The sequence below is a fragment of the Rhizobium anhuiense genome (genome assembly GCF_003985145.1).
Lineage (GTDB): Bacteria > Pseudomonadota > Alphaproteobacteria > Rhizobiales > Rhizobiaceae > Rhizobium > Rhizobium anhuiense.
Map to the genome: position 1 here is coordinate 646,997 of NZ_ML133521.1, position 19,912 is coordinate 666,908.

Annotated in this window: 17 protein-coding genes and 2 pseudogenes; 8 read left to right on the forward strand and 11 right to left on the reverse strand. The window is 60.8% G+C overall.

The window, feature by feature from the left end; translation table 11 throughout:
• Nucleotides 1-8: 8 nt before the first annotated feature.
• Nucleotides 9-1,034 (reverse strand): sensor histidine kinase, encoded by a 1,026-nt coding sequence (locus EEQ99_RS03225; protein WP_028755970.1) that lies wholly within the window; start codon nt 1,032-1,034, stop codon nt 9-11.
• A gap of 191 nt (nt 1,035-1,225) precedes the next feature.
• Here EEQ99_RS03225 and EEQ99_RS03230 point away from each other — a divergent pair, with 191 nt between their 5' ends.
• Complete coding sequence (locus EEQ99_RS03230) at nt 1,226-1,537, forward strand: DUF982 domain-containing protein (protein ID WP_028757698.1); 312 nt, start codon at nt 1,226-1,228, stop codon at nt 1,535-1,537.
• A 153-nt stretch (nt 1,538-1,690) separates the two neighbouring features.
• Here EEQ99_RS03230 and EEQ99_RS03235 read toward each other — a convergent pair.
• Nucleotides 1,691-1,889 (reverse strand): annotated as a pseudogene (locus tag EEQ99_RS03235) (cold-shock protein).
• 167 nt (nt 1,890-2,056) lie between these two features.
• Nucleotides 2,057-2,995 (reverse strand): DMT family transporter, encoded by a 939-nt coding sequence (locus EEQ99_RS03240; RefSeq protein ID WP_028755981.1) that lies wholly within the window; start codon nt 2,993-2,995, stop codon nt 2,057-2,059.
• 90 nt (nt 2,996-3,085) lie between these two features.
• Here EEQ99_RS03240 and EEQ99_RS03245 point away from each other — a divergent pair, with 90 nt between their 5' ends.
• The gene (locus EEQ99_RS03245) at nt 3,086-3,703 is read left to right on the forward strand and encodes a CGNR zinc finger domain-containing protein (RefSeq protein WP_028755980.1); all 618 of its coding nucleotides are present in this window, start codon (nt 3,086-3,088) and stop codon (nt 3,701-3,703) included.
• 176 nt (nt 3,704-3,879) lie between these two features.
• On the opposite strand, the gene EEQ99_RS03250 is transcribed toward EEQ99_RS03245, so the two are convergent.
• From EEQ99_RS03250 to EEQ99_RS03260, 3 genes are all read right to left on the reverse strand, one after another.
• Nucleotides 3,880-4,140, reverse strand: coding sequence for a hypothetical protein (locus EEQ99_RS03250; protein WP_244604757.1), 261 nt, complete (start codon nt 4,138-4,140; stop codon nt 3,880-3,882).
• A gap of 421 nt (nt 4,141-4,561) precedes the next feature.
• Complete coding sequence (locus EEQ99_RS03255) at nt 4,562-5,161, reverse strand: general stress protein (protein ID WP_028755979.1); 600 nt, start codon at nt 5,159-5,161, stop codon at nt 4,562-4,564.
• A gap of 16 nt (nt 5,162-5,177) precedes the next feature.
• The gene (locus tag EEQ99_RS03260; RefSeq protein ID WP_028755978.1) at nt 5,178-5,495 is read right to left on the reverse strand and encodes a PepSY domain-containing protein; all 318 of its coding nucleotides are present in this window, start codon (nt 5,493-5,495) and stop codon (nt 5,178-5,180) included.
• 742 nt (nt 5,496-6,237) lie between these two features.
• On the opposite strand from EEQ99_RS03260, the gene EEQ99_RS03265 reads away from it, so the two are divergent.
• Nucleotides 6,238-6,642: a response regulator gene (locus EEQ99_RS03265; protein WP_049810872.1), complete on the forward strand. Its 405-nt coding sequence runs from the start codon at nt 6,238-6,240 to the stop codon at nt 6,640-6,642.
• An 89-nt stretch (nt 6,643-6,731) separates the two neighbouring features.
• Here the strand turns inward: EEQ99_RS03265 and EEQ99_RS03270 are convergent, their stop codons facing one another.
• Nucleotides 6,732-6,959, reverse strand: coding sequence for a hypothetical protein (locus EEQ99_RS03270; RefSeq protein WP_028755977.1), 228 nt, complete (start codon nt 6,957-6,959; stop codon nt 6,732-6,734).
• A gap of 250 nt (nt 6,960-7,209) precedes the next feature.
• Here EEQ99_RS03270 and ligD (EEQ99_RS03275) point away from each other — a divergent pair, with 250 nt between their 5' ends.
• Nucleotides 7,210-9,855, forward strand: coding sequence for a DNA ligase D (gene ligD / locus EEQ99_RS03275; RefSeq protein WP_127430015.1), 2,646 nt, complete (start codon nt 7,210-7,212; stop codon nt 9,853-9,855).
• Between the two features lie 109 nt (nt 9,856-9,964).
• Here ligD (EEQ99_RS03275) and ligD (EEQ99_RS03280) read toward each other — a convergent pair whose 3' ends face one another.
• The 4 genes and pseudogenes from ligD (EEQ99_RS03280) to EEQ99_RS03295 form a co-directional block, all read right to left on the reverse strand.
• The gene (gene ligD, locus EEQ99_RS03280; protein ID WP_127430016.1) at nt 9,965-11,011 is read right to left on the reverse strand and encodes a non-homologous end-joining DNA ligase; all 1,047 of its coding nucleotides are present in this window, start codon (nt 11,009-11,011) and stop codon (nt 9,965-9,967) included.
• A 2-nt stretch (nt 11,012-11,013) separates the two neighbouring features.
• Nucleotides 11,014-11,118: pseudogene (locus tag EEQ99_RS35045) on the reverse strand (non-homologous end joining protein Ku); the annotation flags it as partial.
• 215 nt (nt 11,119-11,333) lie between these two features.
• Nucleotides 11,334-13,427: an ATP-binding protein gene (locus tag EEQ99_RS03290; protein WP_028755974.1), complete on the reverse strand. Its 2,094-nt coding sequence runs from the start codon at nt 13,425-13,427 to the stop codon at nt 11,334-11,336.
• Entirely contained in the window at nt 13,424-14,164 is a 741-nt protein-coding gene (locus EEQ99_RS03295; RefSeq protein ID WP_028755973.1) for a response regulator, read from the reverse strand. The genes EEQ99_RS03290 and EEQ99_RS03295 overlap by 4 nt, the downstream gene beginning before the upstream one ends.
• 216 nt (nt 14,165-14,380) lie before the next feature.
• On the opposite strand from EEQ99_RS03295, the gene EEQ99_RS03300 reads away from it, so the two are divergent.
• The 4 genes from EEQ99_RS03300 (at nt 14,381) to EEQ99_RS03315 (ending at nt 19,899) form a co-directional block, all read left to right on the forward strand.
• Nucleotides 14,381-15,403: an ABC transporter substrate-binding protein gene (locus tag EEQ99_RS03300; protein ID WP_028755972.1), complete on the forward strand. Its 1,023-nt coding sequence runs from the start codon at nt 14,381-14,383 to the stop codon at nt 15,401-15,403.
• Nucleotides 15,404-15,522: 119 nt separating this feature from the next.
• Entirely contained in the window at nt 15,523-16,551 is a 1,029-nt protein-coding gene (locus tag EEQ99_RS03305; protein ID WP_028755971.1) for an ABC transporter substrate-binding protein, read from the forward strand.
• 67 nt (nt 16,552-16,618) lie between these two features.
• Entirely contained in the window at nt 16,619-18,841 is a 2,223-nt protein-coding gene (locus tag EEQ99_RS03310) for an ABC transporter permease (RefSeq protein WP_097545233.1), read from the forward strand.
• Nucleotides 18,838-19,899: an ABC transporter ATP-binding protein gene (locus tag EEQ99_RS03315; protein WP_028756654.1), complete on the forward strand. Its 1,062-nt coding sequence runs from the start codon at nt 18,838-18,840 to the stop codon at nt 19,897-19,899. Before EEQ99_RS03310 ends, EEQ99_RS03315 begins: the two co-directional genes overlap by 4 nt.
• Nucleotides 19,900-19,912 lie beyond the last annotated feature (13 nt).

Below are 19,912 nucleotides of genomic sequence, written 5' to 3' on the forward strand. Positions count from 1 at the left end.
CTCTCGAATTATTCCTCAGCGTCGGAATACGTTTTGAATTGCAGTTTCAGAAGCGATGCGTCCACCGACAGGACGAAACCTGTCGGCGCGTAGCCAACAGTGACATCGCCGAAGGCGGAGAGACTGGAGTTGATGAGTCGAAAGCCGAACCCCTTCTTATCCGGCGCTTCTACCGCAGGGCCACCGACCTCCCGCCAACGGAAGTCTAGGCGCTTGTCACCCGCCTCGTCGCGCACAGACCAATCGATTTCGACTATCCCGGTCTCTCCCGATAGCGCACCATACTTGTTGGCGTTGGTGACAAGTTCGTGCAGCACGAGGGAGAAGCAAAGAGCCGCCTGAGGACCCAATTCAACAGCAGGACCGCTTGCTTTGAACCGTTCCGACGTCTCTAGTCCGAGATTGATAGCCGTCGCCTCGACAATCGCCGTCAGGGTAGCGCCCAGCCAATTCCGCTGTAGCAAAATTTCGTGCGCTTTGGCATATGCATTGATCCGTGCCGAGATCGCCTGTTCCGCATCCTCTATAGAGCTCGCGTTTCGGAAGGATTGGCTGGTGATAGCCTGAATGACGGTGAGCGTATTCTTCATCCGGTGCGAGAGCTCGTGCATCAGAACGCGCTGTCGTTCCTCGTTCTCTCTCTGCTCTGTCTGATCTCTGAGAATCTTCACGAAGCCCTCGACTTCGCCGTCATCCGTCGTCAATGCCATCATCTGACCCGACGCCCAAAACAACGAGCCGTCCTTGCGAACGTGCCAGCGCTCGTCATTGCCATGACCTTCGGTCAAAGCGGCGGTCATTTCCCGTTGAAGAACCCCCGCCTGCCGGTCTTCCTCGGTGAAAATCACGGCCGCAGGCCGGCCGACCATCTCGGCCTCATCCCATCCGAGGATCCGTCGCGCGCCCTCATTCCAGGTGGTCACCAGCCCATCCAGATCTGTCGAGATGATCGCATATTCGATCGCACTTTGGAGAATGGCTTCGAGAAAGCGCTCTCGGGAGCGACTGGAGTTGGAAAAGAGTTTCATGATCATATGATGGCCCGATCCTTCCCAGGGCCCGCAAGAAAAAGGGCCTCATCCTGTTTCTAGGACGCCGCCTGACATTGGGGACGGCGCTGGCGTTTGCAATGGGCTACTCGACGGTTCTGACGGTCCTTGAATGATCGGCTATCCCTAACAATATCATTTCGACAGGACCATTGGTGGCATGAAAGGAGGAAAAAATGCCGCAGAACGATGTTCCATGGACCCAGCCGGTAAGAATCCGGCTGCAGTGCGGTTTGGAGCGCAGTTTCACAGGCGCATACGACGCCTTGGACTTTCTCGAAAACGAATGGCCGTTGCGTCACGGAGAGCGCCACGAGCGAGCAGTCAAGACGTGCCGTGGCGCCCTCAACGACACCACCGCCGGCATTATCGCGCGGGAGGCCTTCGTGGCCGCCTGCTTGGAAGCCGGCATGCCGTCCGTTCTTGTTCCTTGGAAGAGAAAGCCGACCGCGCATCCGGCTCGGCCTGCGCGCCTTGCTATCATCTAGGGGTATCAGTGACGACCTCGCCTCATCGGAGGCGAGGTCCGGCATAGCGCCTTCCCCGGCCGCGCTATCTTCGGCACGGTCGCGCCGGTCTATGACGACATCGTGGTGCTGGGCTCGCCTGTCTAAGCAGCCTGGCAAATCTACGACAGCCGATCAGAAGACCGAAACGTTCTCAGCCTTCGACTTTCCGGTCTTGCGGTCCTCCGACCTCGAAGCTGACCTTATCGCCTTCGCGCAGCGAACGGCCGCGTTGCAAGGCAGAGACGTGAACAAACACATCCTGTCCGCCGCCCTCAGGCGTGATGAAGCCGAAGCCCTTGTCGCAGCGCTCAGCCGGCACGTTTCCGAGCACATCCGGCCGATGCGCCTCCAGCTCGCGGATGCGAACGATAAGGGCTCCACTATCCGCCCTGCCTCAAGAACAGGCGCCTGTTTGCCCCTGCTGGATTTTCGTTATCAGTGTCGTTGCCATCTCTGGTCTCCAACATTTGATACAACTGGAACTCAGTTCGATCTGATTCAGCTTTCGAGAGCGGCATGTTCGGTCGCCGGCGCTCCTGACATGGCGAGACAGGCGCCACTCAGCATTACGATGATGCCGATCACATCCATCACTGTTATCCGCTCCGCGAAGACAGCAGCGCCGAGGGCGACAGCGATGACCGGCGAAACGAAGGCATAGCTACCGGCGCGGGATGCGCCGATATCCCGCAGCAAGCGCATGAAGGTCGTGTAGCCGATTAGCGAGCCAAAGATCACAAGGAAGAACCAGCCAAGCCAGGCAATCATGCCCCAGTCGCCGGAGAGGGCGGAAACTGCCCCCGGTTCGAAAGCCAGGGCTACCATCAGCAGCACGAAGCCTCCGAACGAGGTCGTCACACCTGAAACGAACAAGGCCGGATAGGATCGGAGAAGTGGACGGGCCAACACCGAGCCGTAACCATAGGTGAAGGCCGCTGATGCAACCGCCAATCCCCCCCATAGGCTCGCGCCTGGGAAGGCTTCAGGCAGACTTACATAGGCGGAAGCCGGCCAGAACAGGACGACCAGTCCACAGACCCCCAGAGCGATCGCGAAGATCCGCCGGCCATCCAATGTCTCTTCGCCTAGCAGGAGAGCAAATACCAGGAGCGCGATCGGAGTGAGCGACATTTCCAGAACGGCGGCAGTCCCGGAATTGATATACTGCATGCCCCAGAACAATGGGCCGTAGCAGAGCGTAATCATCAGCATACTGGCGGCGGTAAAGCGAATGCCATCTCTCACCTTCAGCCCCGCTATGTTGCCATTCGCCCAAGCGTAGAGAAGAAGCAACATGCCGGCAGCGGTGAACCGCGTGCCGGCGAACACGAGCGGCGGCACGGCTTGGATGCCGGCCTTGGTTCCGATCCAGGTGCTTCCCCAGATTATGCATAACATCAGAAAGCGCAGATGATTTTTGTTGGCACCGCTGGGCATCGGGGCTCCGATCCGTGTAACGTGTAAAAATCATTTAGACCGTTACAACTCGCCCTTGCCCAAATCGTTCCCGGAAACGATATTCAAATTATGAACACGCTAAAGACGATCCATGACATCAGCCTTCTCGGCGGTCATCCAGCGCTCGACTTCGTCAACACGGTCGATAGTCGCGGTGAACGTTGGGGCCCGGATTTCCTGAATAGCTACGATGACCTCGTGGCCTGGGCCCGTCGTCTCGATCTGATCGACGACAAAGAACGCGATACCTTACTAGCTAAGGCCGGCGGGTCGCCGTCCGACGCGAAAAAGGAACTCGGAGAAGCTAAGGAGTTGCGGGAGGCTCTTAGCCGCCTGTTTCTGTCCGAATATGATGCAAGCCCGATCAGCCGGGACGATCTCGACCTCGTTGCCGGCATGGCCCGGCGTGCGCAACTGCAGCAATCACTGAGCTGCGTTGGAGGCAGGATCCAGTGGCGTCCGGCGGATGCCAAAGATTTGGATGCAATCAGTACTCGTATCGCCCAGTCAGCCGCCGAACTGCTGACGTCGCGACACGCACGCCGTCCTGTACGTGCGTGTCAAGGTCCAAATTGCGGCTGGCTCTTTCTGGATCAATCTCGTGGCGGCCTCAGACGATGGTGCTCGGACAAAACCTGCGGATCGCATGCTAGAGTGCGCAGGTTTCGGGCTATCCAAGCCAGTTGATCACCCAGGCTGACCGGCCAAATTCGTCTTCGTCTTCGTCTTCGTCTTCGTTAGCGCAAACGCGAAAGTGGGTTACATGCACCCGCTGACGGCGAAGATCGCCGCGGTATCCTAACCGTGGGCTCGTCAGGGCTTGAGCATCACAAGCTGCTCCCCGCTTCCAGCGTCCCAGATCGTCAGGTCGACGACAAAGTCCCCCTCTTCGCTATCAGGTCGAGCAAGGCTGCGGCCAGCCGTCCCGCGCAGATCGGGTTGGTCGCAAGGTCGAGTGTCTCATTGCTGGTCAGCGCCAACCGAAACGAAAGGTCACTGTCTTCTAGAGGAGAAAATGCAGTGACGCTGTCAGATTCAAGATACGCGTCCGCTTCACCATCGGCATAAGGCCGGCGACGTTCGAAGGCTCGATGAAATTCACTCTTTTGTTCGGCGGAGAGCATTGTGATCCATTCCTCTATCGCGATTATCGGCCAGGCGCCGCTCCGTCGTTGTCGACGGAAAAACACAAGCCCATGGCAAACACAAGCCAATGTCCGTCACGGGCAGTGGAAACGCCGTCTCTTCAAAACAAGCTCGCCGCGGCAGCTCTGAGGTCAGAGCAACGTGCTATGATTCAAAATTCAGGAGATCGCACGTTATCGGCGTTGCTGCTCCAAGGCGAAGCACGCGGAAGCAGCTCTTCGCGATTTCATTGCCAGCCATGGCATACCACCGCGGCCATCGATCCCCGCGGCGGAAACGCCATCTCATCAAGCGACGTGTGGCTTTTGCCGCTATCGCAAGATGGTGCTCGATAGGGGAGACGCCAGCTGCACTTCAACCCTCCTTGCGCAGCGCGAGGAGGGTTGAACTCGAAGCCGGTTAGATGGCGGTCCGCCGGTACCGGTCGCGCTCTTGCGCAATCTGTTCAGGGGCATATGGATCGAGCGTATCGTCAAACCGGGTCCATCCCTGCTCGTTATAGGCACGCCGACGTTCAACCGGGTCGACCCAGTTCGAACCCTGGAGAATGGCCTGCGCCTCGGAAGCGCGGGCGTCGTCGACCCGGGCCGTAACCAAGCTGCCACCACGGCGGACGCCTTCGGCATAAAGGTGGGCATCATCTTCCGAGACGCCGGAGTCGGTGAGGGCGCCGATTAGGCCACCAGCGGCACCACCAGCGACGGCGCCGGCAACAGCCCCGGCCGCAGTCGCGGCAAGCCAGCCTGCGGCAACCACCGGTCCGACACCGGGAATGGCCATCAGGCCCAGTCCGGTGAGCAGGCCGCCAGCGCCTCCGAGGGCAGCGCCAATGCCGGCACCGGTCGCGGCATCCTCTCCAACGTCGGAGTCGCGATCGATGCGGCCGGCCTTGTTGGAGACGATACTGATGTCGGTTGAGGGAACGCCTGCCGCTTCCAATTTGGTGACGGCGGAGCGAGCGTCAGAGTAGTCATCGAAAAGTCCGGTTACAGTTCTCATCATGCTTCTCCTTGGGTTACTTGGCGACGATGTTGCCTTGATAATCGAGGGCTATGGAGACGGCTTTGCCATCCTTCATGCCAGAGGCCATCCAGATCCCCTTGTCGTCGAGCTTGAGATCCTTGACGTCGGTGTAGCCGGCTTCCGCAATGCGATCCTTCGCCTGAGCTTCGGTAAAGCTGTTGGCACCCTCAACGGGCGCAGTCGGATTTTTGGTATCCGGGGTTGCAACTGCTGGTGTATTTCCATCCGGAGATGGAGCCGGCGGTGTTTGGGCGAAAGTTGCGACGACAGAGGCGCCAAAAATTGCCGCTGCCAACATGATCTTCTTCATATGGTGTTTCCTCCGTTTGCGGATCAGGCAGATCCATGCTCTCAAAACCGCCAGAGAAGATTTTTGTTCCTCGCCGCCGCAGGGAAGTATGCAATTGATTTTTTTAAATATACGGCGACGAGACCCCGAAATAACACTATCCCTCCCGGTGCCGCGGCAAAACGAGCGGACAATGAGGCGTGGAGCGACCGACCTCCAATGAGCAATTCAAAAGCCTCACATAGGCGATGGGACTTTTAACTCCTAAAGTTGTGCTTTCCTTTGCACAGGAGATTAAGGCGAGACATTTTTTACCGGCCCAAAGAGTCTCGGCCCGGCCGAACCGCTGCCGATTTATTCGCCGAGGTCGCGGCGTGCCAACCGGACGTTACGGAGATGGTGAACGCACCGGTTTTTTCCGAATTCTCGGTGCGCGAGCGCCGTCAAACGCGGGGCCAAGCTCTCTACCCCGAGCAGCGGGCAATAAAAAAGGCCGGGGCGAAATCGCACCGACCTTTCCAACATCGCTCTTCACACCAGTGCCAGTACATCCGTGGTCAAAAGCAGATAAGCGACTTCGGCAGTCGCGAACACTCGCGTGGAGCACTCACCAGCAACGCCGATGATCCGTAGATAGCTTCGGGTTATGTTCAATTCAAGTCCCCCGGCAAAACGGGCGCATAAACCTGCCAACCATCAAATGGACGTCCGGGAACCAAATTGAAATGCGGAGGTTCGCGGTTATGATTCACGGTAATACGGCATGACGCATCCTCACGGAAGGCATGCAGTGCTCGTCGTCGAAGACGAGCCCCTGCTGATGATGATGGCGGTGGACGTTGTCGAAGCGGTCGGACTGGAAGCGCTCGAGGCGACGAACGCGGATGATGCGGTCCTCATCCTGGAACGCAGGAGCGATATCGCCATCGTCCTGACCGAGGTCGAGGTGCCGGGTACGATGGATGGCTTGGCGCTGGCCGCCTTGGTCCGCGAAAGATGGCCCCTGATCGAGATCGTCGTCGTGTCGGGGAGGGTGACGATCGGCAGGGAGGGCCTGCCCGAGCGTGGGGTGTTCTTCTCCAAACCATATGATGCCGACGAGCTCGCTTACACGCTTCGACGGCTGGCGACTTACCAGGTTTGCATCCCACGCGCCGAGCGAATTTAATGCACCGAGTTTCCGCAAGGCCGAGCGCGGCGAAGCCAATCATCCTGTTCCGGTGATCCTCCGAAGGGAAAACTTGTCGGATTGGTGGTTCACTCGGCGGCATGACGGAGGGGGTATCCGTCTGCGAGCTCTGCCGAAGCGATGATCTCGAAGTCCGCGGGCATGGCGTGCTGATCGGTTCCCACGAGCGCCAGCGTCCAGTAAGCAGGATCCTCCCCGAAAACCGTGGAGACCTGAACGATCGTTATTCGTCCGTCGAAGTGCTTCGAGGACTTCGCCCAGTAAAACGCATCCGGAACCAAACTTGCTGCAACCATGACGCCAACTCCCATGACAAGTGAACGATAGCAGAAATCCTGGAAATGAGAATGCCTCAGCTTGTCGAGGTCGTCATCGGGTGGATAACGGTCACCCGTGGGCTGGCCGGCTTCCCATTGGCGTCTATGAAGCATCCAGGATGGCCAGGCCGCTGAACTAGCCCTCGCCCTAAGGTGCGTTGAGGCAACGCCACGGAACTTCCAGCCACCTGCTGACATTTCATTGTCGGACCGCTTTTTGGGAACGACCATGGCCACGGACAAACTATCGACCTATCGGTCGAAGCGCGATTTTCAGAAAACCGCCGAACCGAGCGGTGAAAAGCGCCTCGCGCGCAGCAATCGTCGTCGCTTCGTCATCCAGAAACATGATGCTACCCGCCTGCATTACGACCTCAGGCTCGAGCTCGATGGCGTCTTCAAGTCGTGGGCCGTCACGAAGGGGCCGTCCCTCGATCCGCATGACAAGCGGCTGGCCGTCGAGGTCGAAGACCACCCGCTCGACTATGGTGATTTCGAAGGCACCATTCCGAAAGGCCAGTATGGCGGCGGCACGGTCATGCTCTGGGATCGGGGCTATTGGGAACCGGAAGGCAAGATGAGCCCGGAGCAGGCCCTGGCGAAAGGCGATTTCAAGTTTACGCTGGAGGGCAAACGGCTGCACGGCAGCTTCGTGCTGGTGCGCATGCGCAACGATCGCGACCGCGGCAAGCGGACAAACTGGCTGCTGATCAAACACCACGACGAGTTCTCCGTCGACGAGAACGGCGCGGCCATACTTGAGGAAAACCAGACATCAGTTGCCTCCGGACGTACGATGGAGATGATTGCCACGGGAAGGGGACGAAAACCCAAGCCTTTCATGGTCGAGGGCGGCGACGTTCAGGCCGATGCCGTCTGGGACAGCAATCAGGGACTGGCGGCCGAAGAGCGAAAAGAGGATGACAGGGCCGGGCGAAAATCGAAGACGGTCACAACGGTCGATCTGCCTGATTTCATTGCGCCGCAGCTTTGCCAAACCGTGGAGCGCCCGCCCCCCGGCACCGGCTGGATTCACGAGATTAAGTTCGACGGCTACAGGATCCAGATGCGGGTGCTGGATGGCGAGACGACGCTGAAGACCAGGAAAGGACTCGACTGGACCGGCAAGTATCCCGAGATTGCCCAGGCAGCGTCGGCCCTGCCGGACGCCATCATCGATGGCGAGATCTGCGCACTCGATGAAAGCGGCGCGCCGGATTTTGCAGCCCTGCAGGCGGCTCTCTCGGAAGGCAGGACCGGCGAGCTCGTCTATTTCGCATTCGATCTTCTCTATGAGGGTGGCGAAGATTTGCGATCCTTGCCACTCGTCGAGCGTAAGGAGCGGCTTCAAAGCCTTCTGTCCGACGCCGGCAGCGATCCGCGCATCCGTTTCGTCGAGCATTTCGAAACGGGCGGTGATGCGGTCCTTCGGTCTGCCTGCAAACTGTCACTGGAAGGCATCGTCTCGAAACAGGCGGATGCACCCTATCAATCCGGCCGCACCGAAAGCTGGGCAAAGTCGAAATGCCGCGCTGGCCACGAAGTCGTGATCGGCGCCTATGCCAAGACCAACGGTAAATTCCGATCTCTGCTGGTCGGCGTCTACCGGGGCGACCACTTCGTTTATGTCGGCCGCGTCGGCACCGGATATGGTGCGAAGAAGGTGGAAACGCTGCTTCCGAAGCTGGAGGCGCTCGAGACGGTGAAATCGCCTTTCACCGGCATCGGCGCGCCGAAAAAGGAGGCCGAGGTCAAGTGGCTGAAGCCGGAGCTCGTGGCGGAAATTGAATTCGCAGGCTGGACGGCCGACGGTATTGTCCGGCAGGCGGCGTTCAAGGGGCTGCGCACAGACAAGCCGGCCAAGGAGGTCAAGGCCGAACGGCCGGCGAAACCCGCGCAGACGGACGTGCCGCAGCCGGCGGCGGAGACGAAGGCCAGGCCGGTCAGGCGAAAGGGCGCCAAGGCGGAGGTCATGGACGTGCTGATCTCCAACCCTGACAAGCCGCTGTGGCCGGATGCCAATGACGGCAAACACGTCACCAAGGAGGAGCTGGCCCGTTACTACGAAGCGGTCGGTTCCTGGCTGATCGAGCACATCAAGGGACGTCCATGTTCCATCATCCGGACACCCGACGGGGTCGGCGGCGAGCAGTTCTTCCAGCGCCATGCTATGCCCGGCACCTCCAACCTGCTCGAACTGGTCAAAGTCTTCGGCGACAAAAAGCCCTATCTGCAGATCGACCGGGTCGAGGGTCTGGCTGCCGTCGCGCAGATCGGCGCCGTCGAACTGCATCCCTGGAATTGCGAGCCGCATAAGCCTGAGGTGCCGGGACGACTGGTCTTCGACCTCGATCCAGGTCCGGGTGTGCCCTTCTCCGAGGTCGTTTCCGCAGCCCGCGAAATGCGCGACCGTCTCGACGAACTGGGCCTGATAAGCTTCTGCAAGACAACCGGCGGCAAGGGCCTGCACGTCGTCACCCCGCTTGCCGTCGACAAGAGCGAGCCGCTTTCTTGGGCGCAAGCGAAGGGCTTCGCGCATGACGTCTGCCAACAGATGGCGCGCGACAATCCGCAACTCTATCTGATCAAGATGACGAAGAGCCTGAGGAACGGCCGCATCTTCCTCGACTATCTTCGCAACGACCGAATGGCAACCGCGGTGGCGCCGTTGTCGCCGCGGGCTCGACCGGGCGCCACTGTCTCGATGCCGTTGAGCTGGACGCAGGTCAAATCCGGCCTCGACCCCAAGCGCTTTACCATCCGCACTGTTCCGGCGCTTCTGTCGAAATCGTCGGCTTGGGAGGACTATTGCGACGGCCAGCGGCCGCTGGAGCAGGCGATGAAGCGCCTCGCAAAGGCCCGGGTGGCGGCTTGATTGAGAAGTAGTTCATCGCGGATCTGGCTCGAGGTGGTAGCCGGCATTGCTTTGCGAATTCGGGGCCGGCCAAGATCTGCAGAGGACGACCAGCTGGCCAGGCGTCGGATCATTCCGTCAAATCATACACTGCCGCGTTGTCCTGGATCTCCCGAAGCCCCTTGTACGATGCATGACGGAGGTTGCCGTCCCCAGTCCAGCCCCGAAACTCGATCTCAGCGATCAGCGTCGGCTGCACGAAGACGTAGCGCTTGCCCCTCAGCGGAACGACCGGCCGGTTCGTCTTCAACGGATCGAGCGTCTTTTTCAGGTGCTCGGCATCCTTCGCAGTGAATCCAGTCCCGACTGATCCCACAAAAGCCCAATCGAATCCCTTCCTACCGGCCAACAGCAAGCTGCCGATGCCGCCCCGCGCGACTGCCGACTGCTCGTAGCCAACGATCATGAAGCTTTCGCTCTGGACACACTTGATCTTCAGCCAGTCACCGGTCCGGCCGCTTCGGTAAGGTCGGTCACGATGCTTGGCGATGATCCCTTCCAGTTGATGATGGCAGGCGTGCTCGAGCAGGTCTTCGGCGGGCAGTTCTATCTCCTCGGAAAGACGGATCGCGCCGTCGCCGTCTTCCGGCACAAGGTCTTCAAGCAGGTGCCGGCGCACTGCAAGCTCGGTGCGGGTCAGATCATGCCCATCGAGATAGACCAGGTCGAACGCGAAAAGGCTGGACTCGGTCGATACCCGTTTGCCCCCCCGCCCGCCGAGCGAACGCTGCAGGGCGGCAAAATCAGATCGGCCCCGCTCGTCAAGAACGACCGCCTCACCATCGAGGATGGCAGTTGTTACCCCAAGGTCTTTTGCCGCAGCAGCGATGGTGGGGAAGCGGTGGGTCCAGTCATGGCCGCCGCGAGTGATGACCCGCACGCGCTTTGGCTCGATGTGGATTGCCAATCGATAACCGTCCCACTTCACCTCATAGAGCCAATCCGATCCGATAGGCACGGTCGGCTTGAGCAGCGCGAGACATGGCTCGACGCGTGACGGCATTGGATCGAAGGGTAGACTCGGCTGGTCGGGGTCGCGCTTGCGGATCGGACGAGACAGCAGCGTTAAGCGTGACTCGTCGAGCAACGGCAGGGAGGGGCGACGTGGACGCATCATGTAAAGGCTATCCGTTCGCAGGACGATGCCGCTGTGTAAAAGGCAACAGGGAACGCGACCTCTCCAAACTTGATATAGCCTTTCCAATTCGCTCGCGGGGTAACCATCTTCGCGGACTCCTGACGCAACCAACCCGACTCAACCGAATCAGTGACGCTTTGTTCCAAGTCGAAACGAATCTAGTTTCAATGACTTAACGCTGATATCTCACTCGTATTGCGAGTCGGCAGATGCTCTTGATTCAATGCCTTTTTTGCGGCTCCGTGCGTTCTTGTGCGTTCGGCACATGCGAACTGGTGCGATGAAAGGCGAAAGTGACAATTCATGCCGGAAACAAAAGTTCAACGACGGTTCCCTTGCCCGGCACCGAGGCAATGCGAGCGTCGCCACCGCTTTGGCGTACGAATCCATAAACCACTGCTAGGCCAAGACCGACGCCGCCTTCCGCGTCGCGCGTGGTAAAGTAGGGTTCGAAGGCTTTGTCGACGGCCTCGGGTGTCATGCCGATGCCGTCGTCTGTCACACTGACGCTGACGCCGGCCTCACTGCGGGAACAACGTATGAGAATTGTTCCACCTGCCGGCATAGCCGCGGCGGCGTTGAGGCAGAGATTGAGGATCGATTGTTCGAAGAGCGCCGTGTCGATGAGGACGGTGGGCAGGTCGCCGGCTATTTCGAAGGCGAGCCGGCATTTTTCGCCGATGGCGATTTCCAATACGTCGGCCATGCCGCGCAGCACCGCGCCGATCTCCACCGCGCCGGGATGGATCGGCTGCTGGCTGCCGATGGAAAGCATACTCCCGGCCAGCGACCTGCCGCGGTCGGCAGCCTTACGGATGCGGGCGAGGTGTCGCTTTTGCCGCTCATTGAAGCCGGTTTCGCGCTCCAGCAGGCCGAGGCTGCCGGTGATGATGCCGATCATGTTGCCGACTTCGTGGCTCACCTGATGGGTCATACGCATGATGCCGTCGAGCCGTTGGATTTTTGCCGCCTCCGCCTCCTGCCGGTCCATGTCGGTGATATCGCGCGCCAGCAGCACGACGCCGCCGTCCGGTTGCCGCGATACCGACACTTCGGTTACCTGTCCGACATCGGAGCGATGGCGCAGCACACAGCGGTCGGTGAGCAGCCCCGCATCATCCTCAGCCGGCAGAAGGGCCCGATCAATCTCCGGCAGCGGCGTCACGAAGCTGCGAAGCGGCAATTTCCTGGCCGAACCAGACCAGCCCACCAGCTCGATGACACGCCGGTTCATGGTGATCGGCCGGCCGCGCGGATCGAATAGCGCGATGCCTTCGTTCATACTGCGGAAGGTGGAGCGGATGGTGCGTGCGGCGGCCTCCGCCGTACGCCGAAGCCGCGTCACGCGCTCGACGCTCTCCCGGAATGCGCGGAAAGCTTCGAGCAGGCGCACCAGCTCGGTTTCCGTGCCGTCATAGCGAGGCGTATCAACATCCTTGCGCCCTTCTGCCAGTGCGTTCATGCCGTTCGAAAGGGAGACGATGCCGCGTGAGACACGCATGACCGATCGGATCGAGACCACGGCCATTGCCAGGACCAACAGCGAGGCAACAGCGACGATGACGAGGATGCGGCTCAATGCATCGGAGGTCGAGACGAGGTCGTCACTGAGGTTGCGGGCAACGGCCTCGCTTTGGGTTTCCGTCGCATGCGACAGATCGCGTGAGACGCTGTGCAGGCGCGAGACTGCGGCGCGGATGGCGAACATTTCGAGCAGATAACGCGTCTGTGCCTCGAAGATCCGTTCGTAAGGCGCAAGCTCGGCGGCGGCGACCCGGGTGTCCGGCGCGGCGCGTTCGAGTCGCGGGGCGGTCTCCGAGACGTAGCGCCGGCGCAATTCGCCGAGCTGGAAGAGGCTATCCGAATTGGAGGCGGATTGGACGATGGCGTTCAGCCGACTGCGGAAACCTGCATCCCCAATGCCGCTGCCGGTCGCGATCTCGCCGAGTGCTGCCGCGGCCTCCGCCTTGTGCTGCTGGGCCGATTCCGCGTCGCCCGCAAGCGTCGTCGTCTGCGTGCGGATGGTTTCCAGCAGCTCTACGATGCGGCTGCTGGCAAAACCCCGTACGGCAGCCCGGTCGTTTTCAGGTTGCATCGCGCGCAAAAGCGCATCGACCTGCAGGACGACCGAGCGGCTTTCGCTAGAGACCCGGTAGGGTGAGGTCGAATTCATGAGGAAGGGTGCGCTGGAGACGAGGTCTGAAACCTGCCGCGAGACCAGCGAGGCCTTGGCGAGAGCCGAAAACGCCTGCAAGCCATAGGCGGCCATTTCTTGGCGCGCCCGCTGCAGGCCGTAGACGGCAATGGTCGCAAGGCTGAAGACGAGCACGCAGATGAAGGCGATGGCGAAGGGCAGCCGAAAGGCGATGGAGGAGAGGAACGGACGGCTGATCACGGTGCGGTCTCGCTATCGTCTGTGTCGAGAATATAGCCCTTGCCGCGGCGCGTCTTGATATGGCGCGGCAGGTCTGGATTGCGCTCGATCTTGCGACGCAGACGCAGCACGAGCACGTCGACATTGCGGTCGATATAGCGCTCGCTTTCCGCGCCCAATCGATCGAGGATATGCGCGCGGCTAACGGGTGTGTTTGGCGTTTCGGCGAGGATTTCGAGCAGCGCGAATTCGGCGCTCGTGAGCGACTTGGCGGGGTCGGTACGGCAGATGGCGCGGCGGCTCTTGAGATCCACCGACCATTCGCCGAGCTTCAGGGATGTGGGTTCATGCTCCCGCTCGCTTTCGCGCTCCGGCTTCAGCGAGGGAATCGTCCGGCGCAGCACGGCTTTGATACGGGCCGTCAATTCGATGGGCTCGAAGGGTTTGACGACATAGTCGTCTGCCGCGGTTTCGAGACCCAGCACCCGGTCCACGGCGCTGCCTGCAGCGGTCACCATGACAATGCCGATATTGGCCTGCGCGCGCAGGCGCTGCGCGAAGGTGCGTCCGGATGTGCCGGGCAGGTTATGGTCGACGAGCACGAGATGCACGGTTTCGCGCGAAAGGACGATCGCGGCCTCTTCCGCGGATGGCGCGGTTAGAGCTGTCCAACCTTCCGCCTCTATGAGGTCGGAGATAAGCTCCGCCATGTCCGGATCGTCCTCGACGATCAGGATGGTTATCCTCTCATTCAACACATGCACGTCCTCCCGTGCCTATTATAGGCAGAGATGTCACGATCTTCAAAGCGAGCTCGTGTTATGCGGTTTGTCACATTTGTAACCTTTGTCATTTTTTCGAGGGTGATACCGGCTCCGGCTGTAAGAACCGTAACCATTCTTCGATTGCGCGGGGAAGCAGATGTGACATCCTGATTACGGAGATTGGGACGCAAGGTCCAATGGGAGGAAGTTGTGAGAGGCATCACCGCTTTCAGCGCGGTAGCAGCTTTGTGGCTGGCGAGCGCCAGCACCGGCATCGCAGCACCGTCGCTCACCGTTCTGTGCGGGGTGGACGAGACGTGGTGTGCCGCGATGAAGACGGCCTATGAGGCGAAGACCGGGCTCGAAATTTCGGTGACACGCAAGAGCACCGGCGATATTCTCAATCAGATCCGCGCGGAGAAAACAGCACCTACCGTCGATGTCTGGTGGGGCGGCACGGGCGATACTCATCTGCAGGCCGGTTCTGAAAATCTGCTCGAACCCTACCAGCCGGCCCATGAGCGCGACATGCTGCCCTGGGCGCAGAACTTCTTCGCCATGTCTGGCGGCCGCTCAGCCGGCATTTATGCGGGGGCGCTCGGCTTTGCCTACAATGCCGACCTGCTGCGCGAGCTGAAGCTGCCCGCGCCGACCTGCTGGAAGGACCTCACGGATGTCGCCTATCGCGGCCGCATCCAGAGCGGTAATCCGAATTCGTCTGGCACCGCCTTCACGACGCTTGCGACGCTGGTTCAGCTCTTCGGCGAGGATGAGGCTTTCCGTTATCTCGCTGCGCTCAATCGCAATATCGAACGTTACACACCCTCGGGGGCTGCGCCGATCAAGGCGGCGGCGCGAGGAGAAACGCTCATCGGCATTTCTTTCATGCATGATGCCGTGACGCAGAAGCAAGCGGGCTTTCCCCTCGTCATCGTCGCACCCTGCGAGGGCACCGGCTACGAGATCGGCGCCGTGAGCATCGTCAAAGGCGCAAGGCATATCGAGGAAGCAAAGCGCTTCGTCGATTTCGCGCTGAGCCCGGAAGGGCAGGGTACGGGCGCGGCGTCCGGCCAGAACCAAGTTCCATCCAACGCGAAATCCACCCTGCCGCTTGCAGCCCCGGATATCTCGATGATCAAGATGGTCGACTATGACTTCGCCACCTTCGGCTCGCCGGATGAACGAAGCCGACTGCTCCGCAGGTTCGATGCGGAAATCGCCGCGACGAACTGATCAAGGCATTCAGACAAACCACAACCCAGAAACATGCACACGCCGACGCGGGCAGGCCGATGGCTCTGCTGTGTTTTGTTCGTGCGAAAATCTAACCCAGGCAACAAGGAGGATGCCCCATGAAAATGAAGACCCTTTCCCTCGTGCTTTTCGCCGGCACGGCGCTCGGGGCGCTACCGGCGCAGGCGGCTGGCGAACTCAACCTCATCTGCTCGGCAGACGTTGTCATCTGCGAGCAGATGAAGGGCGATTTCGAGAAGGCGCATAGCGACATCAAGGTGAACATGGTTCGCCTTTCGTCCGGCGAGACCTATGCCAAGGTGCGCGCCGAGGCTCGCAATCCGAAGACAGACATATGGTGGGCCGGCACGGGCGATCCGCATCTTCAGGCGGCTTCGGAAAATCTGACCCTCGAATACAAGTCGCCGAAGCTCGATGAACTCAACGACTGGGCGAAGAAGCAGGCCGAAAGCTCCGGTTACAAGACCGTCGGCGTTTATGCCGGCGCGCTGGGCTGGGGCTACAACACGGAAATCTTCAAGTCCAAAGGCTACAAGGAGCCAGTCTGCTGGGCCGACCTTTTGGCACCGGAACTGAAGGGCGAAATCCAAATTGCGAACCCGAATTCTTCTGGTACCGCTTATACGGCGCTCGCCTCTCTCGTGCAGATCATGGGCGAGGACCAGGCTTTCGACTACCTGAAGAAGCTGAACGGCAACATATCGCAATATACCAAGTCCGGATCGGCACCCGTCAAGGCCGCAGCACGCGGTGAGACGGCGCTCGGCATCGTCTTCGTCCACGATGCTGTGGCGCAGACGGCCGAAGGCTTCCCGGTCAAGTCGATTACGCCTTGCGAAGGTACCGGCTACGAGATCGGCTCCATGTCGATCATCAAGGGCGCCCGCAATCTCGACAATGCGAGGATCTGGTACGACTGGGCGCTGACGGCGGAAGTTCAGTCGCGCATGAAGGATGCCAAGTCCTTCCAGCTGCCGTCCAACAAGAGCGCCGCAATCCCGAAGGAGGCGCCGCGCTTCGAGGACATCAAGCTGATCGACTACGACTTCAAGACCTATGGCGAGCCGACGAAGCGCAAGGCACTGCTGGAACGCTGGGATCGGGAAATAGGCGCCGCCGCCAACTGATGTCCAGACCGGCGGCGCCCGTCTCCCCGGGCGCCGCCTCCTCACACTCAAGACAGCGAGGTCAGCCATGAGACATGGCAATCGCAGGCTGGACGTGGTCCTGATCCTGGGCGTGGTCGCATTGACCCTATTGCCCTGGTATCGGATCGAGAACGGCTTCTTCGGACTCGGTTGGCTGGCCGGTTTCCCCCTTTCTCCGGAAGCCGCCCCCGGCGTCGTGCAGATTTTCGCGCACGGCCGGCTGTGGCTTGCCGCTGCGCTCGTGCTCCTTCTCCTGGCTATCGTGGCCCGCGGCACGGCAGACCCAATGCGCCGCGGCGCCGTGCTCGCCTGGACCGGCGCGATCGGCGTCCTCTTCCTGTCGCTCCAGGGCCTCGCCGTCGGCTTTTCCGGTTGGACCTGGACGGTGAGCGAAATGCTCTTCGGCCCGCTCTCGAACGGTCAGGCTTCGATGGGGGCGGGTGCGGTGCTCTCTGCGATCACCTTCGTGCTGCTCTTCGCCTTCGGCCTTGCCGAACGCGGTGTCATGAAGGGCGATGCCTTTGTCGTCAGCGCGATCGCGCTGCTCGTCTTCCTCGTCGCGGTCTTCGTCTTCTACCCGATTGGCAGCATGTTCATCGGATCGGTGCAGGATTTCGACGGCTCGTTCAATGCGGATAACTTCATCCGGAACGTGCAGGATCCGAGCATCTGGAGCCTCAACTGTGTGATCGGCGCCGGTCGCTGCGGCGTCGCCTGGCGTACGCTCTGGCTCGCCATCATGACCGGCCTCGGCTCGACCCTGCTTGGCCTCGCCTTCGCGCTTGTCGCCACCCGCACGCGGTTTCCCTTCAAGAAGGGCCTGCGGCTGCTGACGATCCTGCCGATCATCACTCCACCCTTCGTCATCGGTCTGGCGCTCACGCTGCTCTTCGGCCGCGCCGGTGTCGTCACGCAGGGGCTGTCGGGACTCTTCGGCATCGAGCCCGGCCGTTGGCTCTACGGTCTCACCGGCATCTGGATAGCGCAGGTGTTGTCTTTCACGCCGATCTCGTTCCTCGTGCTGATCGGAGTCGTCGAGGGCGTCAGCCCGTCGATGGAGGAGGCGTCCACGACGCTGCGCGCCGACCGTTGGCGCACGTTCCGGCGGGTGTCGCTGCCGCTGATGAAGCCCGGTCTGGCCAACGCCTTCCTCATCGGCTTCATCGAAAGCATGGCCGACTTCGGCAATCCGCTGGTGCTCGGCGGCAGCCATGGCGTGCTTTCGACCGAGATCTTCTTCGCCGTGGTCGGGTCGCAGAACGATCCGTCGCGCGCCGCCGTACTCGCCACGGTGCTGTTGCTATTCACGCTCTCCGCCTTCCTCGCCCAACGCGTCTGGCTGTCGGGCAAAAACTACGCCACCGTCACCGGCAAGGGCGATAGCGGATCGCACATCGCTCTGCCGCGAGGGCTGTCGATCGGCGTTCACGCCGTCGTCATCCCGTGGATCCTCTTCACGCTCGTCATCTACGGCATGATCCTGGTCGGCGGCTTCGTGAAAACCTGGGGTCTCGACAACTCGCTGACGCTCGACCACTACGCCAAGGCCTTCTCGATCAGCTTCGAAAATGGGATCGCCTGGACGGGCGTCGCTTGGAACTCGTTCTGGACGACGATCGAGATCGCGTTGGTCTCTGCTCCGCTGACTGCCGCCGTCGGCCTACTGACGGCTTATATTATCGTGCGTCAAAAATTCGTCGGGAAGAATGCCTTCGAATTCGCCCTCATGATGAGCTTTGCTATTCCCGGCACAGTCATCGGCGTCAGCTACATCATGGCCTTCAATCTGCCGCCCTTGGAAATGACCGGCTCGGCACTGATCTTGATCGCCTGCTTCGTCTTCCGCAACATGCCGGTCGGCGTGCGCGGAGGCATCGCGGCGATGAGCCAGCTCGACAAGAGCCTGGATGAGGCCTCCCTGACGCTGCGGGCCAACAGCTTCCGCACGATCCGCAAGGTCATCCTGCCGCTTTTACGCCCGGCCATCACCGCCGCGCTCGTCTATTCCTTCGTGCGCGCAATCACCTCCATCAGCGCCGTCATCTTCCTCGTCAGCGCCGAGTACAATATGGCGACCTCCTACATCGTCGGCCTCGTCGAGAACGGGGAATATGGCGTGGCCATCGCCTATTCCACCATGCTGATCGTCGTGATGATCACCGTCATCGCCTGCTTCCAGCTCATCGTGGGCGAACGGCGCCTGCGCCGTGAAAACCGCGTCGCCGGCCTTGCCACATCCGCTTCCTCTCGCCAGGAGAAAATCGCATGATTAATCCCAAAGCCGGTTCCGTTGTCTTCCAGAACGTGCGCAAAACATTTGGAGCCTTCACTGCCATTCCCGACCTCTCGCTCACCATCGAGCGCGGTACGCTCGTCACCCTGCTTGGCCCCTCCGGCTGTGGTAAGACGACGACGCTGCGCATGCTTGCCGGCCTCGAACATCCTTCGGCCGGAAAAATACTGATCGGCGGCAAGGACGTCACCATGCTGCCGGCCAATGAGCGCGATGTCTCGATGGTCTTCCAGTCCTATGCGCTCTTTCCGCACATGAATGCGCGCGACAACGTCGCCTATGGCCTGGAATCCTCGGGCTTCAGCCGCAAGGAAGCGCGCGAGAAGGCGGAGGAGGGGCTGGCACTGGTCGGCCTTGCCGGCATGGGCCATCGCCTGCCCGCCGAACTCTCCGGCGGCCAGCAACAGCGCGTCGCCGTCGCCCGCGCGCTGGTGCTGGAACCGCAGGTGCTGCTGCTCGACGAGCCGCTTTCCAACCTCGATGCGCGCCTGCGCCGCAAGGTACGCACGGATATCCGCGAACTCCAGCAGCGCCTCGGCTTCACCGCCGTCTATGTCACGCACGATCAGGATGAGGCGCTTGCCGTGTCCGACCGCATCATCATCATGAAAGATGGCGAAGTCGCCCAGTCCGGCGCCCCGCGCGACCTCTATGAAGCGCCGGCTTCCGCCTTCATCGCGGATTTCATGGGAGAGGCGAATGTGATCCCCTGCGAGGTGGTTGGTATCGATGGCGCCGATGCTGACATCCGCATTGGTGGTTTCCGACATCGTGTGCCGGCGGGTAGAGCGACGCCGGGTGCGGCGAGCCTTGCCGTTCGTCCCGGCGCCATCGCGCTTTCCGAGGGGCGGGGGCACGGGCTTGCCGGCCGCATCCTGCATTCGGCCTATCTCGGAGATCATGTCGAGTATGAGGTCGAAACCGACGTCGGCACGCTCTTCATCGTCGACCACGCCGTCGACCGCATTTTACCGGTCGCGTCCGACGCTACGCTCGGCTTCCGAAGTCGCGGCATCGCCCTTATCAGCACGTGAGAGACTCTGAGGC

Coding starts and splice junctions, on each gene's coding strand:
- EEQ99_RS03225 (WP_028755970.1), bottom strand. CDS start 1,034: ATGATCATGAAACTCTTTTCCAACTCCAGTCGCTCCCGAGAGCGCTTT.
- EEQ99_RS03230 (WP_028757698.1), top strand. CDS start 1,226: ATGCCGCAGAACGATGTTCCATGGACCCAGCCGGTAAGAATCCGGCTG.
- EEQ99_RS03240 (WP_028755981.1), bottom strand. CDS start 2,995: ATGCCCAGCGGTGCCAACAAAAATCATCTGCGCTTTCTGATGTTATGC.
- EEQ99_RS03245 (WP_028755980.1), top strand. CDS start 3,086: ATGAACACGCTAAAGACGATCCATGACATCAGCCTTCTCGGCGGTCAT.
- EEQ99_RS03250 (WP_244604757.1), bottom strand. CDS start 4,140: ATGCTCTCCGCCGAACAAAAGAGTGAATTTCATCGAGCCTTCGAACGT.
- EEQ99_RS03255 (WP_028755979.1), bottom strand. CDS start 5,161: ATGAGAACTGTAACCGGACTTTTCGATGACTACTCTGACGCTCGCTCC.
- EEQ99_RS03260 (WP_028755978.1), bottom strand. CDS start 5,495: ATGAAGAAGATCATGTTGGCAGCGGCAATTTTTGGCGCCTCTGTCGTC.
- EEQ99_RS03265 (WP_049810872.1), top strand. CDS start 6,238: ATGACGCATCCTCACGGAAGGCATGCAGTGCTCGTCGTCGAAGACGAG.
- EEQ99_RS03270 (WP_028755977.1), bottom strand. CDS start 6,959: ATGGTTGCAGCAAGTTTGGTTCCGGATGCGTTTTACTGGGCGAAGTCC.
- ligD (WP_127430015.1), top strand. CDS start 7,210: ATGGCCACGGACAAACTATCGACCTATCGGTCGAAGCGCGATTTTCAG.
- ligD (WP_127430016.1), bottom strand. CDS start 11,011: ATGATGCGTCCACGTCGCCCCTCCCTGCCGTTGCTCGACGAGTCACGC.
- EEQ99_RS03305 (WP_028755971.1), top strand. CDS start 15,523: ATGAAAATGAAGACCCTTTCCCTCGTGCTTTTCGCCGGCACGGCGCTC.
- EEQ99_RS03310 (WP_097545233.1), top strand. CDS start 16,619: ATGAGACATGGCAATCGCAGGCTGGACGTGGTCCTGATCCTGGGCGTG.
- EEQ99_RS03315 (WP_028756654.1), top strand. CDS start 18,838: ATGATTAATCCCAAAGCCGGTTCCGTTGTCTTCCAGAACGTGCGCAAA.